The following is a 15,988-nucleotide window of genomic DNA, read 5'->3' on the forward strand; positions in this document are numbered from 1 at the left end:
GGAGGCGCGGCTTAGCGCGCCAGTTCGCGTACCAGGGCGTCGGCGTTGATCTCGCCGACCGATTTGGCGCCGGTCAGCACCATGGCCACGCGCATTTCCTTGTCGATCAGCTCCAGCAGGTTGCTGACCCCGGCACCGCCGGCGGCGGCCAGGGCATAGACGAAGGCGCGGCCGAGCAGCACGGTGTCGGCGCCGAGGGCGAGCATGCGCACCACGTCCAGGCCGGTGCGTACGCCCGAGTCGGCGAGGATCGCCAGCTCGCCCTTGACGGCGTCGGCGATGGCCGGCAGCGCCCGGGCGCTGGACAGCACGCCGTCGAGCTGACGGCCGCCGTGGTTCGATACGACGATGCCGTCGGCACCGAACTTGACCGCATCCTTCGCGTCCTCCGGATCGAGGATGCCCTTGATCACCATGGGGCCGTCCCAGAAGTCGCGGATCCATTCCAGGTCCTGCCAGGAGATCGAGGGGTCGAAGTTGGCGCCCAGCCAGCCGATGTAGTCGGCCAACCCCGTCGGATTACCGCGGTAGGCGGAGATATTGCCCAGGTCGTGGGGGCGGCCGTGCAGGCCCACGTCCCAGGCCCAACTCGGGTGGGTCATGGCCTGCAGCATGCGGCGCAGCGGTGCGTTGGGGCCGCTCATGCCGGAGTGGGCGTCGCGGTAGCGCGCGCCGGGTACCGGCATGTCCACGGTGAACACCAGGGTGCTGACCCCGGCGGCCTTGGCGCGCTCCAGGGCGTTGCGCATGAAACCGCGGTCCTTCAGGACGTAGAGCTGGAACCACATGGGCCGGTCGATGGCCGGCGCCACCTCCTCGATCGGGCACACCGAGACGGTGGACAGGGTGAAGGGCACGCCCTTGGCCGCCGCCGCCTTGGCCGCCTGCACTTCGCCGCGGCGCGCGTACATGCCGGTCAGGCCGACCGGGCCCAGCGCCACCGGCAGCGCCAGGGTCTCGCCGAACAGGCGGGTCTCCAGGCTCAGCTCGGCCATGTTGCGCAGCACGCGCTGGCGTAGGGCGATGTCGGCCAGGTCGGCGACGTTGCGCCGCAGCGTGTGCTCGGCGTAGGCGCCGCCGTCGAGGTAGTGGAACAGGAACGGCGGCAGCTTGCGCTGGGCCGCGGCGCGGTAGTCGGTCGAGGCGGAAATGATCATCGGCTTCTCTCGAGTGCCAGAATTAAGGGTTCGGGGTCGACAGGCCGGCAGCGGTGGCCGGCCTGTCGAGACAGGGGGTGAAGAGGCGCGCCGCGACCGAGCCGAAGCGCGCGGGGCTATCAGCGGCCGACGCTCAGCGGGTCGCTGACGCCCAGCAGGTAGATCGCGACGAGGGCGATCAGCCCGGTGAACAGCACGTAGTACAGGGTAGGCCAGACGGTCTTGCGCAGGGTGGTGCCCTCGCGACCGAGCAGGCCGACCGTGGCCGAGGCGGCCACCACGTTGTGGATGGCGACCATGTTGCCGGCGGCCGCGCCGATGGCCTGCACCGCGACGATCAGTGCGCCGGAGATCCCCAGGCTATGGGCCACGCCGTACTGGAACTGGCTGAGCATCATGTTGCTGACCGTGTTGGAGCCGGCGATGAAGGCGCCCAGGGCGCCGACGCTGGGGGCGAGCAGCGGATACACGCCGCCGACGCTGTCGGCCACATAGCGGGCCATGGCGATGGGCATGCTCGGCAGGTCCGCGGCGTTGACTCCGGAGTTGATCAGGATGCGCACCATGGGCACGGTGAACAGCAGGACGAAGCCGGCACCCAGCAGCACCTTGCTCGACTCGCCGACGGCGGCGGTCAGTTCGCGCAGCTTCATGCCGTGCAGGAAGAAGGTCGCCAGCACCACAGTCACCAGGATGCCGCCGGGCAGGTACAGCGGCATGAAGTCCGCCTTGATGCCGCTTTCGCCGAGGATGTCGGGGAATACCAGCAGCACCGACTTCAGGGCGCCGCTGACCTCCGGGAACACCCGGCTGATCACCAGCAGGGCGCCGACCAGCACGTAGGGCAGCCAGGCACGCAGGCTGCTCATCGGCTTGGCGGTCAGCTCGTCCAGCTTCATCTCCACGCTGCCGAGCCACTCGCTGGGCCAGTCCTGGGCCGGGGCGAAGTCCCAGGTGTTCTTCGGCACCAGGAAACCGGCGCGGGCGGCGCTGGTGACGATGGCCAGGCCGATCAGGCCGCCGGCCAGGGACGGGAACTCGGGGCCGAGGAATACGCCGGTGGCCATGTACGGCAGGGTGAAGGCCAGGCCGGCGAACAGCGCGAAGGGCAGCACCTCGAAGCCGGCCTTCCAGCTTTTCTCCTTGCCGAAGAAGCGCGTCAGCATCAGCACCATGATCAGCGGCATCAGGCTGCCGACCAGGGCGTGGATGATCGCCACGTTGCTGGTGATCAGCTGCAGGAAGATTTCCCAGCTGGAGCCCTGGGCGCTCAGTTGCGCCCCCAGGGCGGCGCTGTCCAGGCCGCTGTTGATGCCGATGATGATCGGCGTGCCGACCGCGCCGAAGGACACCGGCGTGCTCTGCACCAGCATGCCCAGCATCACCGCGGCCAGCGCCGGGAAGCCGATGGCCACCAGCAGCGGTGCGGCGATCGCCGCCGGTGTACCGAAGCCCGAGGCGCCCTCGATGAAGCAGCCGAACAGCCAGGCGATGATGATCGCCTGGATGCGCCGGTCCGGGCTGACGGTGGCGAAGCCGGCGCGGATCGCGGTGATGCCGCCGGAGTGCTTGAGGGTATTGAGCAGCAATATGGCGCCGAAGATGATCCACAGCACGCCGGCGGTGATCACCAGGCCCTGGAGCGAGGAGGCCAGCACGCGGTTGAGGCTCATGTCCCAGGCGAACAGAGCGATGCCGGCGGTGAGCAGGTAGACCAGCGGCATGGCGCGTTTGGCCGGCCAGCGCAGGCCGATCAGCAGGATGGCGGCGAGTAATATGGGGGAGAAGGCGAGTAGGGCGAGTAGTCCGGATGACATGGCGAGTCCTCCGCTCAAGGGCGCACGGGGCGCGGTGAGTTCGAGAGGGACTGCGTTGCTGCGAGCGTAGCGGGCATGGGAGACCTCGTAAGCATCTTGGAATTGTTATGGTCATTCGATAATTGGTAAGACCAATTAACAAAATGGCCCGCTCAGAGTAAGAGCCCATGCGCCGGCCTGTCAATTGGCGGGCTTACGACTTTGGTCGCGGGGGCTCGGCTTGTAAGGGGGCGGTGGGCGCTATAGGCTGGCCAGGCAAGTGTCTGAGCAGGCACGTAAAGCTGGTAAAACCAATGGGGAGCGGGTTATGGAAGTAGGTCAGGTGCGCCAGCGCCGTTTGTCGGACGATATCGTCGCTCAGCTGGAGACCATGATCCTGGAAGGCACGCTCGGGGCCGGTGAGCGGCTCCCGGCCGAGCGGGTGCTGGCCGAGCGCTTCGGCGTGTCGCGGCCGTCGTTGCGCGAGGCGATCCAGAAACTGGTGGCCAAGGGGCTGCTGGTCAGTCGTCAGGGGGGCGGCAACTATGTGGCGGAGTCACTGGGCTCGACTTTCAGCGACCCCTTGCTGCACCTGCTGGAGAGCAATCCGGAGGCGCAACGCGATCTGTTGGAGTTCCGTCACACCCTGGAGGGTTCCTGCGCCTATTACGCCGCGTTGCGCGCCACCGAGCTGGACCGCGAGCGCCTGAGCGAGGCCTTCGCCGCCCTGCAGGACTGCTACAGCCGCAGCGGCAAGGTCACGCGTGTCGAGGAGGGGGCGGCCGATGCGCGCTTCCACCTGGCCATCGCCGAGGCCAGCCACAATGCGGTGTTGCTGCATACCATCCGTGGCCTGTTCGACCTGCTCAAGCGCAATGTGGTGACCAATATCGGCGGTATGTACGCCCAGCGTGACGAGACCCGCGACATGCTGATCGCACAGCACCGCGCGCTGTTCGAGGCGATCATGGCGGGGCATGCCGAGGAGGCGCGGGAGCTGTCCAACCGGCATATCGACTATGTGCAGGAGGTGCTCGCCGAGGTGCGGGAGGAGGCCCAGCGGGTGGCGCGGGCCCAGCGTCGCGGTTTGCGTTAGGGCTGCGGCCTCTCTTACTCGTCCTTGCCCTTGCTGCGCATGGCGCGCTGCACTTCGCGGTCGGCGTCACGCTCCTTCTCGGTGTGGCGCTTGTCGAAGTCCTTCTTGCCCTTGGCCAGGGCGATCTCGCACTTGACCAGGTGCTGCTTCCAGTACAGCGACAGGGCCACGCAGGTGTAGCCCTTCTGCTGCACCGAGCCGAACAGCTTGTCCAGCTCGCGCTTGTTCAGCAGCAGCTTGCGCGTGCGGGTCGGGTCGGCGATCACGTGGGTGCTGGCGGTCTTCAGCGGGGTGATGTGGCAGCCCATCAGCCAGGCCTCGTCGTCCTTGAGCAGCACGTAGCTGTCGACCAACTGGGCCTTGCCGGCGCGCAGGCTCTTCACTTCCCAGCCGGACAGGGCCAGGCCCGCCTCGAACTTCTGGTCGACGAAATAGTCGTGCAGCGCCTTCTTGTTCTGCGCGATGGTGCCTTGTGGGTGTTTCTTTTGTTTAGCCATAGGGCGCGCATTATAGGGAGTCGCCGACGCCGACGCCATGCGCCGGGCGGGGCAAAAACGCGGTTTTTCGCCGGCCTGCGGCGGGCCTTCGTTCGGGCCGCGCTTGAGCCGCTTTCATGAATCCCCGACAATGCGCGATCTTTTTCCCAATCAGAGCGAACGCATCGCACATGGCGAACGACAAGGTCTCGATTCACGGCGCCTGGGCCAGCCGCTGGGTCTTCATTCTCGCGGCGACCGGCTCGGCCGTAGGCCTGGGCAATATCTGGAAGTTTCCCTATATGACCGGGGTCTACGGCGGCGGCGCCTTCGTCGTCATGTACCTGATCTGCATCGCCCTGGTCGGTGTGCCGATCATGCTGGCCGAGACCCTGATCGGTCGGCGCGGCCGGCAGAGCCCGGTCAATGCCATGAAGAGTCTGGCCATCGAGGCGGGGGCCTCGCGCCACTGGTCGCTGGCGGCGCTGATGGGCATGGTCGCCGCCTTGCTGATCCTGTCCTTCTACAGCGTGGTGGCCGGCTGGTCCCTGGAGTACATCCTCGGCATGGGCAGCGGGCGCTTTGAGGGCATCAGTGGCGAGGGCGCCGGCGCCGCATTCGGTGGCCTGACCGGCGACCCCTGGCGCCTGACCCTGTGGCATACGCTGTTCATGTTCCTCACCGCGCTGGTGATCGCCCGCGGCGTGGTGGCCGGCCTGGAACGCAGCCTGCGCATCATGATGCCGCTGCTGTTCGTCCTGCTGCTGGTGCTGCTCGGCTACAGCCTGACCACCGGCTATTTCCGGCAGGGCTTCGACTTCCTCTTCCATTTCGACCCGAGCAAGGTGCAGGGCGGTATTCTCGCGGCCATGGGCCATGCCTTCTTCACCCTCAGCGTGGGCGTCGGCTCGATCATGGTCTACGGTGCCTATATGCCGAAGAACGCCTCCATCGGGGGTACCGTCATGGCGGTGGGCCTGCTCGACACCCTGGTCGCGCTGACCGCCGGCCTGGCGCTGTTCCCCATCGTCTTCGCCGCCGGCCTGGAGCCGGGGGCGGGGCCTGGGCTGATGTTCGTCACCCTGCCGATCGCCTTCGGCAATATCGCCTTCGGCCAAGTGATGGGGCTGGTGTTCTTTATTCTGGTGGCGGTGGCGGCCTGGAGTTCGTCGATTTCCATGCTGGAGCCGGCGGTGGCCTACTTCGTCGAGCGCAGCGGGCGCAGCCGCGCCCAGGTGACGGCGGTGCTGGCGCTGCTGTGCTGGGTGGTCGGCATGGGCACGGTGCTGTCGTTCAATGTCGGCGCCGAGGCCAAGTTCTTCGTGTTCGGTGAGGAAGGCTTCCGTCTGTTCCAGTGGGGCGCCGAGGGCGGCAAGACCTTCTTCGACAGCATCGACTACCTGACCAGTCGTATCCTCCTGCCGCTGGGCGGCCTGGCCTTCGCCCTGTTCGCCGGCTGGGTGCTGAGCCGCGAAGCGCTGCGCGAGGAGCTGGCGGCGAAGAGTCCGCTGCTGTTCAACCTGGCCCTGTGGCTGATCCGGGTGGTCGCGCCGATCGGCGTGCTGGTCGTGTTCGTGGCCGAGCTGAGCAAATGAGCGCGGTCGATCCGATGAGCGAGGTGGCGGGCCTATGAGCACCCATATCCACCGTTCGGCCTTGCTGCCCTATCCGGCCCAGGCGCTGTTCGAGCTGGTCAACGATGTGGCGAGCTATCCGCAGTTCCTGCCCTGGTGCTCGACCAGCGAGGTGCTGGAGGTCAGCGAGACGCGCATGCGCGCCAGCCTGGCGGTGGCCAAGGGCGGGCTGAGCCAGCGCTTCGTCACCTGCAACAGCCTGGTGCCGGGGCAGTCGATCGAGCTGAATCTGGAGGAGGGGCCTTTCACCCAGTTGCACGGGCGCTGGGAGTTCAAGGCGCTGGGGGAGAAGGCCTGCAAGATCAGCCTGGACCTGACCTTCGACTACGCCGGTCCGCTGGTGCGGGCGACGCTCGGCCCGCTGTTCAACCAGGCCGCCAACACCCTGGTGGACGCCTTCTGTCAAAGGGCCAAGGAGCTGTATGGATAACAGAACCATAGTGGTCGAGGTGGTCTACGCCCTGGCCGACAAGCAGAAGCTGCTGCGCCTGACCCTGCCCCACGGCACCACCGTGCGCCAGGCGGCGCTGCAGTCCGGAATGGAGGCGCATTTCCCGGGGCTGGATCTGGCAAACAGCCCGCTGGGGATATTCGGCAAGGCGGTGGCCAAGCCGGACGAGCGGGTGCTGGAAGACGGCGAGCGAGTGGAGATCTATCGCCCGCTGATCGCCGACCCCAAAGAGGTGCGCAAGCAGCGTGCGGCCCGGGCGGCCAAGGCCAAGGCCGAGGGACAGGACGCTTGAGGTCGCGGCGGCAGACATAAAAAAGCCCGGAATTTTCCGGGCTTTTTTGTGCGCGACGCTTATTGCGGTGAGCTTTCCAGTGGCTCGGGGGTGGGCACCGGCACGGTCTTGACGCTGTCCACCTCGCGCTGGATCTGCTCGAGCAGGGAGCCGGGCGCCGGCGGTGCGTCCTCGACCCGCGGCTTGTCGGCGGCGGTCGCGCTGGTGTCGCTGCCTTCGCCGAGGATTTCCTGGTCGCGGCTGACGCCCGGCATGAAGTCGCCGGCCAGGCCGATCAGTTGGTCGTTGCCGTCGAAGGCCAGGCTCACGCGCTCCTGCAGGCGCTGGCCGCCGCCCGGCTGGATGCTGTAGAGGTAGTCCCAGCGATTGCTGTGGAAGGTGTCGGTCAGCAGCGGGTTGCCCATGATAAACCGCACTTGGCGGCGGGTCATTCCGGGGCGCAACTGGTCTATCATGTCCTGCGTCACGACATTGCCCTGTTGGATGTCGATCTTGTAAACCCCGGGGAATGAGCAACCGGCGAGTGCGAAGAGCCCCGTGAAGGTGAGGCTGGTCAGCAGGAGCTTGGCATTTTGCATCGGTGGGTGACTTCCACTATCTTGGCTGGGCAACGTAAACCCGGATCATACCCGCAATAAGGGAAGCTGCGAAACCGCTTCCACGAGAAAGCAGACCATGGTTGAAAATAGCGAACTACGCAAGGCTGGCCTGAAAGTGACCCTGCCGAGGGTCAAGATTTTGCAGATGCTCGACTCCGCGGAGCAGCGCCACATGAGTGCAGAAGATGTCTACAAGGCGCTGATGGAGGCGGGCGAGGATGTCGGCCTGGCCACGGTGTATCGCGTGCTGACCCAGTTCGAGGCGGCGGGCCTGGTGGTGCGGCACAATTTCGACGGCGGCCATGCGGTGTTCGAGCTGGCCGACAGCGGTCATCACGACCATATGGTCTGCGTCGACTCCGGCGAGGTGATCGAGTTCTTCGATCCGGAGATCGAGAAGCGCCAGAAGGAGGTCGTACGCGAGCACGGCTTCGAGTTGGTCGATCACAACCTGGTGCTCTACGTGCGCAAGAAGAAGTAAACGCGCCGGCACCGCTCACGAAAAAGGCGACCCCTGGGTCGCCTTTTTCGTGTGTGCAGTTTGCCGCGTCTTATGCCTGGGCGCTGCCGACCATCTGCCGGGCGTGGGCCAGGGACTCCTCGGTGAGGTCGACGCCGCCGAGCATGCGGGCGATCTCCTCGACCCGCTGGTGACGCTCCAGCTTGCTCACCGCGGTGCGGGTCGCGTCGCTGTCCCGCAGCTTGTGCACGAACAGGTGCTGATGGCCCTGGGCGGCCACCTGCGGCAGGTGGGTGACGCACAGCACCTGGCCGCGTTCGCCGAGGCGGCGCAGCAGCTGGCCGACCACCTCGGCGGTCGGCCCGCCGATGCCGACGTCGACTTCGTCGAAGACCAGGGTCGGTACCCGCGAGGTCTGCGCGGTGATCACCTGGATGGCCAGGCTGATGCGCGACAGTTCGCCGCCGGAGGCGACCTTGGCCAGGGGCTTGAGCGGCTGGCCCGGGTTGGCGCTGACCAGGAATTCGACGAGCTCCAGGCCGTTGGCTTGGGGCTCGTCGCTGCTGTTGGCGCGCAACTGGATGCTGAAGCGTCCCCCGGGCATGCCCAGGCTGTGCATTTCTGCCTCAACGGCGCTGGCCAGGCGCTGGGCCGCCGCGCTGCGCAGCTGGCTCAGCTCGCCGGCCTTGTCCTGGTAGTGGCGGGCATAGGCGCAGAGCTCCTCGCTCAGGCGCTCGACGGCCTGGTCGTCGGCGTTGAGGCTCTCCAGCTCCTCGAACAGCTGCTGTTGCAGGGTCGCCATGTCGTTGGGCTGGATGCGGTGCTTGCGCGCCAGGGTATAGATGCTGTCGAGGCGCTCTTCCAGTTGCTGCAGGCGCTCGGGGTCGGCATCGAAGTGGTCGAGGAAGCGGTTGAGCTCGCCGACCGCCTCCTCGACCTGGATCTGCGCGCTGGCCAGCAGGTTGATGGCCTCGCTCAGCGCGCCGGGCTGGCCCTGGAAGCCGCTGAGACGGTTGAGGCTGCCGGTCAATGCCGACAGCACGTTGCCGGCGTCGTTCTCGCTGCATTGTTCGATCACCAGGCGACAGGCGCTGAGCAGGCTCTCGGCATTGGTCAGGGTCTTGTGTTCCTGTTCCAGCTGGTCCAGCTCCTGCTCGCCGAGGGCCAGGTTGTCCAGTTCCTCCAGCTGGTAGCTGAGCAGCTGGTGGCGGGCGCGCTGCTCGTCGCCGAGGCCGGACAGCCGCTCCAGCTCGCTCTTGGTCTGCTTCCAGCGCTGCGCGGCCAGCTGTACCTGGCGCGCCAGTTCCTGGCTGCCGGCGTACTCGTCGAGCAGGCGGCGATGGGTGTCGGCTTTGAGCAGGGACTGGTGCTCGTGCTGGCTGTGGATGTCGATCAGCAGCTCGCCCAGGGCCTTGAGGTCGCCCTGGGGGCAGGGCGCGCCGTTGATGTAGCCGCGCGAGCGGCCTTCGGCGGTGATCACCCGGCGCAGGATGCACGGGCCGTCTTGTTCCAGGTCGCGCTCGGCCAGCCAGGCGCGGGCCTCGGGGATGTCGTGCAGGTCGAAGCTGGCGAGGATGTCCGCCTTGTCCGCGCCGGGGCGGACCACGCCGCTGTCGGCGCGGTCGCCCAGGCACAGGCCGAGAGCGTCGAGCATGATCGACTTGCCGGCGCCGGTTTCGCCGCTGATCACGCTCATTCCGCCGTCCAGTTCCAGGTCGAGATGTTCAACGATGGCGTAGTTGTGTACGGACAGGTGCACCAGCATGGTGAGGCCCCTCGGAATGAAAGTCTGGTTATTTATACAGTGTTTGTTTTGTGCCTGACAATCCTCCCGCCACCCTTGAAGCGGGAAATTTCGGCCCCATATAGGCGGCAGGTGCGCGGGTTCCGGCCGGCGCCAAATTTTCAGAGGAGAGATGCATGGCAGACGAACAGACCCAAGATAACCAGCTTCCCGAGGTTTCCGCCGAAGTCGAGGCGGCGGGTGGCGAGTTGGATGCGCGTATCCAGGTTCTCGAGGAAGAGTTGGCTGCCGCCCAGGACAAGGCCTTGCGCGTGGCGGCCGACCTGCAGAACGTGCGTCGCCGCGCCGAGCAGGATGTGGAGAAGGCGCACAAGTTCGCCCTGGAGAAGTTCGCCAGCGACCTGTTGCCTGTGGTCGACAGTCTCGAGCGCGGCCTGGAACTGTCCAGCCCGAATGACGAGGCGATCAAGGCGGTGCGCGAGGGCATGGAGCTGACCCTCAAGCTGTTCCAGGACACCCTCAAGCGTTATCAGCTGGAAGTGGTCGACCCGGAGGGCGCGCCCTTCGATCCGGAGCACCACCAGGCGATGGCCATGCAGGAGAGTACCCAGGCCGAGCCGGGCAGCGTGCTCAAGGTGTTCCAGAAGGGCTACCTGCTCAACGGCCGGCTGTTGCGCCCGGCCATGGTGGTGGTCAGCAAGGCCCCGGCCGAGGTGCCACCGTCCATCGACGAGCAGGCTTGAAATTCGCCATCGAGCCCCCATTTGTTGAATCAAGCGTTTTAGTGCTACCGCGGCCGGCCTAGCGAGGCGGCGGGAATATCCAAGTTTCGGGAGAAGTGAATATGGGCAAAATCATCGGTATCGACCTGGGGACCACCAACTCCTGCGTCTCCATCCTGGAAAACGGCAGCGTCAAGGTGCTGGAGAACGCCGAAGGCGCTCGCACCACGCCGTCGATCATCGCCTACAGCAACGATGGCGAGATCCTCGTCGGTCAGTCGGCCAAGCGCCAGGCGGTGACCAACCCGCACAACACCCTGTACGCGGTGAAGCGCCTGATCGGTCGTCGTTTCGAAGAGAACGTGGTGCAGAAAGACATCCAGATGGTGCCCTACAAGATCGTCAAGGCCGACAACGGTGACGCCTGGGTGGAGGTCAAGGGCCAGAAGATGGCGCCGCCGCAGATCTCCGCGGAAGTGCTGAAGAAGATGAAGAAGACCGCCGAAGACTATCTCGGCGAGCCGGTGACCGAGGCGGTGATCACCGTGCCGGCCTACTTCAACGACAGCCAGCGTCAGGCCACCAAGGACGCCGGGCGCATCGCCGGCCTGGACGTCAAGCGCATCATCAACGAGCCGACCGCCGCGGCGCTGGCCTATGGCATGGACAAGGCCAAGGGCGACCACACCGTGATCGTCTATGACCTGGGTGGCGGTACCTTCGATATCTCGGTCATCGAGATCGCCGAGGTCGACGGTGAGCACCAGTTCGAGGTGCTGGCCACCAACGGCGACACCTTCCTCGGTGGTGAGGACTTCGACCTGCGTCTGATCGACTACCTCGTCGAGGAATTCAAGAAAGAAAGCGGCATGAACCTCAAGGGCGACCCGCTGGCCATGCAGCGCCTGAAGGAGGCCGCGGAGAAGGCCAAGATCGAGCTGTCCTCGAGCCAGCAGACCGACGTCAACCTGCCCTACATCACCGCCGACGCCAGCGGTCCGAAGCACCTGAACGTGAAAATCTCCCGTTCCAAGCTGGAGTCCCTGGTGGAAGACTTGGTGCAGCGCACCATCGAACCGTGCCGCATCGCCCTGAAGGACGCCGGCATCGACGTGGGCTCGATCCATGACGTGATCCTGGTCGGCGGTCAGACCCGTATGCCGCTGGTGCAGAAGACCGTTGCCGAGTTCTTCGGCAAGGAAGCGCGTAAGGACGTCAACCCGGACGAGGCCGTGGCCATGGGCGCCGCCATTCAGGGCGCGGTACTGGCCGGCGACGTCAAGGACGTGCTGCTGCTGGACGTCACTCCGCTGACCCTGGGTATCGAGACCATGGGCGGGGTGATGACCGCGCTGATCGAGAAGAACACCACCATTCCGACCAAGAAGTCCCAGGTGTTCTCCACCGCCGACGACAACCAGAGTGCCGTGACCATCCACGTGCTGCAGGGCGAGCGCAAGCAGGCCTCGCAGAACAAGTCCCTCGGCAAGTTCGACCTGGCCGAGATTCCGCCGGCGCCGCGCGGCGTGCCGCAGATCGAAGTGACCTTCGACATTGACGCCAACGGCATCCTGCACGTCGGTGCGAAGGACAAGGCCACCGGCAAGCAGCAGTCCATCGTGATCAAGGCCAACTCCGGCCTGTCCGAGGAAGAAATCGAGCAGATGGTGCGCGACGCCGAGGCCAACGCCGAGGAGGACCGCAAGTTTGAGGAACTGGCCACCGCGCGCAACCAGGGCGATCAGCTGGTGCATGCCACCCGCAAGATGCTCGCCGAGGCTGGCGACAAAGCCACCGAGGACGAGAAGGCGGCCATCGAGAAGGCCCTGGGTGAGCTGGAAGTGGCGGTGAAGGGCGACGACAAGGCGGCCATCGAGGCTAAGATGACTGCCCTGTCCGAGGCGACCACGCCGCTGGCGCAGAAGATGTATGCCGAGCAGCCGCAGCCGGGCGCTTCCGCCGAGGCGGGTGAGCAGGCCAAGAACGCGGGCGACGACGTGGTCGACGCCGAGTTCGAAGAGGTCAAGGAAAACAAGTAAGCGCAGGCTTGGCCCACAGGGAGGTGGGAAATGCAGCAGGCCGCCGGGAGCGGCTGCTGCCAGCAGCTCCGTCCGGCGCGACAGGCGTCGCGTTTAGGAGGAACCGTCGCGCGGGAGCTTGCTCCCGCGTTGGCGTGTCTGGAGGAGGCGATTTGAGGGTGTTGAGGATCTATGTCTAAACGTGACTATTACGAGGTGCTGGGTGTCGAGCGCGGTGCCAGCGAGGCCGAGCTGAAGAAGGCTTACCGGCGCCTGGCGATGAAGCACCACCCGGACCGCAATCCCGACGACAAGGTGTCGGAAGAGAAGTTCAAGGAGGCCAACGAGGCCTATGAGGTGCTGTCTGACGCCAGCAAGCGTGCGGCCTACGATCAGTACGGTCATGCCGGGGTCGACCCGAGCATGGGGGGCGGCGCCGGTGCGGGTTTCGGCGGGGCGAATTTCTCCGATATCTTCGGCGATGTGTTCAGCGATTTCTTCGGTGGTGGTCGTGGTGGTCAGCGCGGCGGTGCCCAGCGCGGCAGCGATCTGCGTTACACCCTGGAACTGGACCTGGAGGAGGCGGTGCGTGGCACCACGGTGACCATCCGCGTGCCGACCCTGGTCAATTGCAAGACCTGCGACGGCTCGGGCGCCAAGAAGGGCACCAGCCCGGTCACCTGTACCACCTGTGGCGGTATCGGCCAGGTGCGCATGCAGCAGGGCTTCTTCTCGGTGCAGCAGACCTGTCCGCGTTGCCATGGCAACGGCAAGATGATTACCGACCCCTGTGGTAGCTGCCATGGCCATGGTCGGGTCGAGGAGCACAAGACCCTGTCGGTGAAGGTGCCGGCGGGTGTCGATACCGGCGATCGCATCCGTCTGTCCGGCGAGGGCGAGGCGGGTGCCATGGGCGGCCCGGCCGGTGACCTCTACGTGGTGGTCAACGTGCGTGAGCACGCGATCTTCCAGCGCGACGGCAAGCACCTGTACTGCGAGGTGCCGATCAGCTTCGCCGACGCGGCCCTGGGCGGCGAGCTGGAGGTGCCGACCCTGGATGGCCGGGTTAAGTTGAAGATTCCCGAGGGTACCCAGACCGGCAAGCTGTTCCGCCTGCGCGGCAAGGGCGTGGCGCCGGTGCGCGGCGGTGGCGCTGGCGACCTGATGTGCCGGGTGGCGGTGGAGACGCCGGTCCATCTGGATCGACGCCAGCGCGAGCTGCTCGAGGAGTTCCGCCAGTCCCTGGCGGGCGACAGTTCCCACTCGCCCAAGGCCAATGGCTGGTTCGAGGGCGTCAAGCGCTTCTTCGGCGATCTGTAATTAACCGGCCGGACCCGGGAGTGAGTTTGTGTTCCCGGGGCCGGTTTCCGGCTTCCAGCTTGGAGCTTGTAGATATGCAGCGTATTGCAGTGATGGGCGCCGCTGGGCGCATGGGCAAGACCCTGATCGAGGCGGTGCGGCAGGCCGAGGGCGTCGCCCTGAGTGCGGCGGTCGACCGGCCGGACAGCAGTCTGGTGGGCGCCGACGCCGGCGAACTGGTCGGGGTCGGCAAGATCGGTGTAACTCTGTCCGGCGAGTTGGCGGCGGTGCTGGACCAGTTCGATGTGCTGATCGACTTCACCCACCCCTCGGTGACCCTGAAGAACCTGGAGCTCTGCCGCCAGGCGGGCAAGGCCATGGTCATCGGCACCACCGGCTTCACCGCGGAGGAGAAGCAGCGGCTGAATGATGCGGCCAAGCAGATTCCCATCGTCTTCGCCGCTAACTTCAGCGTCGGCGTCAACCTCTGCCTCAAGCTGCTGGACACCGCGGCGCGGGTGCTGGGCGACGAGGTGGATATCGAGATCATCGAGGCCCATCACCGGCACAAGGTGGACGCCCCCTCCGGCACCGCCCTGCGCATGGGCGAGGTGGTGGCCGATGCCCTGGGGCGTGACCTGCAGAAGGTCGCGGTCTACGGGCGCGAGGGGCAGACCGGCGCCCGTGAGCGCGAGACCATCGGCTTCGCCACCGTGCGTGCCGGCGATGTGGTGGGCGACCACACCGTGCTGTTCGCGGCCGAGGGCGAGCGGGTGGAGATCACCCACAAGGCCTCCAGCCGCATGACCTTCGCCAAGGGAGCGGTGCGCTCGGCGTTGTGGCTGCAGGGCCGGGCCGCAGGCCTGTACGACATGCCGGACGTGCTGGGGCTCGACTGAGCGCCCGCGAGGCGGGTAGAGGGCGTATCTGGCGGTGGACCGAAAGGCCACCTTCCTGTAAGCTTCCCGCTTTAGTGTGTCCACTAAAAGTTACGCAGAATGAATCAGATAAAAAAGCGGGGTGACGGTCGATACGTCATCCCGCTTTTTTACAATCTGCGTTTGCTTCAAGCCTTGATCGACGGGAGGTCTTCTTGACTAAGCCAGCCATACTCGCCCTTGCTGACGGCAGCATTTTTCGCGGCGAGGCCATCGGTGCCGATGGCCATACTATTGGAGAGGTGGTGTTCAATACCGCCATGACCGGCTATCAGGAAATCCTCACCGATCCCTCCTATGCCCAGCAAATCGTCACCCTGACCTACCCACACATCGGCAACACCGGCACCACGCCGGAGGACGCCGAGTCCAACCGGGTCTGGGCCGCCGGCCTGATCATCCGCGATCTGCCGCTGATCTCCAGCAACTGGCGCGACAAGCAGCCGCTGGACGAATACCTCAAGGAGAACGGTACCGTCGCCATCGCCGGCATCGATACCCGCCGCCTGACCCGCATCCTGCGCGAGAAGGGTTCGCAGAACGGCTGCATCCTCGCCGGCGCCGATGCCACCGAGGAAAAGGCCCTGGAGCTGGCGCGCAGCTTCCCCGGCCTCAAGGGCATGGACCTGGCCAAGGTGGTCAGCTGCAGCGAGCCCTACGAGTGGCGCGAGAGCACCTGGAACCTGAAGGACGACAGCCATCCGCAGATCCCGGCGGCCGAGCTGCCCTACCACGTGGTCGCCTACGACTACGGGGTCAAGCTGAACATCCTGCGCATGCTGGTGGCGCGCGGCTGCCGCCTGACCGTGGTGCCGGCGCAGACCCCGGCCAGCGAGGTGCTGGCCCTGAGCCCGGACGGCGTGTTCCTGTCCAACGGCCCGGGCGATCCCGAGCCGTGCGACTACGCGATCCAGGCGATCAAGGACGTGCTGGAGACCGATATCCCGGTATTCGGCATCTGCCTCGGCCATCAGCTGCTGGCCCTGGCCTCCGGCGCCAAGACCCTGAAGATGGGCCACGGCCACCATGGCGCCAACCACCCGGTGCAGGACCTCGACTCGGGCGTGGTGATGATCACCAGCCAGAACCACGGCTTCGCCGTGGACGAGAGCAGCCTGCCGGGCAATGTCCGCGCCATTCACAAGTCGCTGTTCGACGGCACCCTGCAGGGCATCGAGCGCACCGACAAGGTCGCCTTCAGCTTCCAGGGCCACCCCGAGGCGAGCCCCGGCCCGCACGACGTCGCGCCGCTGTTCGACCGCTTCATCGAAGCCATGGCCAAGCGCCGCTAAGCCACGCCGACTGA

At 66.2% G+C, this 15,988-nt stretch carries 15 protein-coding genes; 10 read left to right on the top strand and 5 right to left on the bottom strand.

The window, feature by feature from the left end; translation table 11 throughout:
- Nucleotides 1-11 precede the first annotated feature (11 nt).
- Nucleotides 12-1,157, bottom strand: coding sequence for an FMN-dependent L-lactate dehydrogenase LldD (gene lldD, locus SBP02_RS03200; protein ID WP_318644974.1), 1,146 nt, complete (start codon nucleotides 1,155-1,157; stop codon nucleotides 12-14).
- A 119-nt stretch (nucleotides 1,158-1,276) separates the two neighbouring features.
- Nucleotides 1,277-2,974, bottom strand: coding sequence for an L-lactate permease (locus SBP02_RS03205; RefSeq protein ID WP_318644975.1), 1,698 nt, complete (start codon nucleotides 2,972-2,974; stop codon nucleotides 1,277-1,279).
- Nucleotides 2,975-3,281: 307 nt separating this feature from the next.
- Between SBP02_RS03205 and SBP02_RS03210 the strand changes: the two genes are divergently transcribed.
- Nucleotides 3,282-4,049, top strand: a complete 768-nt coding sequence (locus tag SBP02_RS03210) for an FCD domain-containing protein (RefSeq protein WP_318644976.1) — start codon at nucleotides 3,282-3,284, stop codon at nucleotides 4,047-4,049.
- Nucleotides 4,050-4,063: 14 nt separating this feature from the next.
- Here the strand turns inward: SBP02_RS03210 and smpB are convergent, their stop codons facing one another.
- Nucleotides 4,064-4,546 (bottom strand): SsrA-binding protein SmpB, encoded by a 483-nt coding sequence (smpB, locus tag SBP02_RS03215; RefSeq protein WP_213639356.1) that lies wholly within the window; start codon nucleotides 4,544-4,546, stop codon nucleotides 4,064-4,066.
- Between the two features lie 170 nt (nucleotides 4,547-4,716).
- On the opposite strand from smpB, the gene SBP02_RS03220 reads away from it, so the two are divergent.
- From SBP02_RS03220 to SBP02_RS03230, 3 genes are read left to right on the top strand one after another with little or no spacing between them, the layout of a single operon-like run.
- Nucleotides 4,717-6,120: a sodium-dependent transporter gene (locus SBP02_RS03220; RefSeq protein WP_318644977.1), complete on the top strand. Its 1,404-nt coding sequence runs from the start codon at nucleotides 4,717-4,719 to the stop codon at nucleotides 6,118-6,120.
- A gap of 34 nt (nucleotides 6,121-6,154) precedes the next feature.
- Nucleotides 6,155-6,589, top strand: coding sequence for a type II toxin-antitoxin system RatA family toxin (locus SBP02_RS03225; protein ID WP_213639354.1), 435 nt, complete (start codon nucleotides 6,155-6,157; stop codon nucleotides 6,587-6,589).
- Entirely contained in the window at nucleotides 6,582-6,902 is a 321-nt protein-coding gene (locus SBP02_RS03230) for an RnfH family protein (RefSeq protein ID WP_318644978.1), read from the top strand. Before SBP02_RS03225 ends, SBP02_RS03230 begins: the two co-directional genes overlap by 8 nt.
- A gap of 59 nt (nucleotides 6,903-6,961) precedes the next feature.
- Here the strand turns inward: SBP02_RS03230 and SBP02_RS03235 are convergent, their stop codons facing one another.
- Nucleotides 6,962-7,480, bottom strand: a complete 519-nt coding sequence (locus SBP02_RS03235; protein ID WP_318644979.1) for an outer membrane protein assembly factor BamE — start codon at nucleotides 7,478-7,480, stop codon at nucleotides 6,962-6,964.
- Between the two features lie 97 nt (nucleotides 7,481-7,577).
- Between SBP02_RS03235 and fur the strand changes: the two genes are divergently transcribed.
- Nucleotides 7,578-7,982 (top strand): ferric iron uptake transcriptional regulator, encoded by a 405-nt coding sequence (gene fur / locus SBP02_RS03240; RefSeq protein ID WP_318644980.1) that lies wholly within the window; start codon nucleotides 7,578-7,580, stop codon nucleotides 7,980-7,982.
- A 70-nt stretch (nucleotides 7,983-8,052) separates the two neighbouring features.
- Here the strand turns inward: fur and recN are convergent, their stop codons facing one another.
- Nucleotides 8,053-9,726 carry a DNA repair protein RecN gene (gene recN / locus SBP02_RS03245; RefSeq protein ID WP_318644981.1) on the bottom strand — a complete coding sequence of 558 codons (1,674 nt, stop codon included), beginning with the start codon at nucleotides 9,724-9,726 and terminating at the stop codon, nucleotides 8,053-8,055.
- 155 nt (nucleotides 9,727-9,881) lie between these two features.
- Between recN and grpE the strand changes: the two genes are divergently transcribed.
- From grpE to carA, 5 genes are all read left to right on the top strand, one after another.
- Entirely contained in the window at nucleotides 9,882-10,448 is a 567-nt protein-coding gene (grpE, locus tag SBP02_RS03250; RefSeq protein WP_318644982.1) for a nucleotide exchange factor GrpE, read from the top strand.
- 101 nt (nucleotides 10,449-10,549) lie between these two features.
- Nucleotides 10,550-12,466 (top strand): molecular chaperone DnaK, encoded by a 1,917-nt coding sequence (gene dnaK / locus SBP02_RS03255; RefSeq protein WP_318644983.1) that lies wholly within the window; start codon nucleotides 10,550-10,552, stop codon nucleotides 12,464-12,466.
- 171 nt (nucleotides 12,467-12,637) lie between these two features.
- Nucleotides 12,638-13,765: a molecular chaperone DnaJ gene (gene dnaJ, locus SBP02_RS03260; RefSeq protein WP_318644984.1), complete on the top strand. Its 1,128-nt coding sequence runs from the start codon at nucleotides 12,638-12,640 to the stop codon at nucleotides 13,763-13,765.
- 74 nt (nucleotides 13,766-13,839) lie between these two features.
- Nucleotides 13,840-14,643 carry a 4-hydroxy-tetrahydrodipicolinate reductase gene (dapB, locus tag SBP02_RS03265; protein WP_318644985.1) on the top strand — a complete coding sequence of 268 codons (804 nt, stop codon included), beginning with the start codon at nucleotides 13,840-13,842 and terminating at the stop codon, nucleotides 14,641-14,643.
- Between the two features lie 194 nt (nucleotides 14,644-14,837).
- Nucleotides 14,838-15,974 (top strand): glutamine-hydrolyzing carbamoyl-phosphate synthase small subunit, encoded by a 1,137-nt coding sequence (gene carA / locus SBP02_RS03270; protein ID WP_318644986.1) that lies wholly within the window; start codon nucleotides 14,838-14,840, stop codon nucleotides 15,972-15,974.
- Nucleotides 15,975-15,988 lie beyond the last annotated feature (14 nt).

The organism is Pseudomonas benzenivorans (assembly GCF_033547155.1).
Taxonomy (GTDB): Bacteria; Pseudomonadota; Gammaproteobacteria; order Pseudomonadales; family Pseudomonadaceae; genus Aquipseudomonas; species Aquipseudomonas benzenivorans_B.

Coding starts and splice junctions, on each gene's coding strand:
- SBP02_RS03210 (WP_318644976.1), top strand. CDS start 3,282: ATGGAAGTAGGTCAGGTGCGCCAGCGCCGTTTGTCGGACGATATCGTC.
- SBP02_RS03220 (WP_318644977.1), top strand. CDS start 4,717: ATGGCGAACGACAAGGTCTCGATTCACGGCGCCTGGGCCAGCCGCTGG.
- fur (WP_318644980.1), top strand. CDS start 7,578: ATGGTTGAAAATAGCGAACTACGCAAGGCTGGCCTGAAAGTGACCCTG.
- SBP02_RS03230 (WP_318644978.1), top strand. CDS start 6,582: ATGGATAACAGAACCATAGTGGTCGAGGTGGTCTACGCCCTGGCCGAC.
- SBP02_RS03225 (WP_213639354.1), top strand. CDS start 6,155: ATGAGCACCCATATCCACCGTTCGGCCTTGCTGCCCTATCCGGCCCAG.
- SBP02_RS03235 (WP_318644979.1), bottom strand. CDS start 7,480: ATGCAAAATGCCAAGCTCCTGCTGACCAGCCTCACCTTCACGGGGCTC.
- dapB (WP_318644985.1), top strand. CDS start 13,840: ATGCAGCGTATTGCAGTGATGGGCGCCGCTGGGCGCATGGGCAAGACC.
- grpE (WP_318644982.1), top strand. CDS start 9,882: ATGGCAGACGAACAGACCCAAGATAACCAGCTTCCCGAGGTTTCCGCC.
- dnaJ (WP_318644984.1), top strand. CDS start 12,638: ATGTCTAAACGTGACTATTACGAGGTGCTGGGTGTCGAGCGCGGTGCC.
- SBP02_RS03205 (WP_318644975.1), bottom strand. CDS start 2,974: ATGTCATCCGGACTACTCGCCCTACTCGCCTTCTCCCCCATATTACTC.
- lldD (WP_318644974.1), bottom strand. CDS start 1,157: ATGATCATTTCCGCCTCGACCGACTACCGCGCCGCGGCCCAGCGCAAG.
- smpB (WP_213639356.1), bottom strand. CDS start 4,546: ATGGCTAAACAAAAGAAACACCCACAAGGCACCATCGCGCAGAACAAG.
- dnaK (WP_318644983.1), top strand. CDS start 10,550: ATGGGCAAAATCATCGGTATCGACCTGGGGACCACCAACTCCTGCGTC.
- recN (WP_318644981.1), bottom strand. CDS start 9,726: ATGCTGGTGCACCTGTCCGTACACAACTACGCCATCGTTGAACATCTC.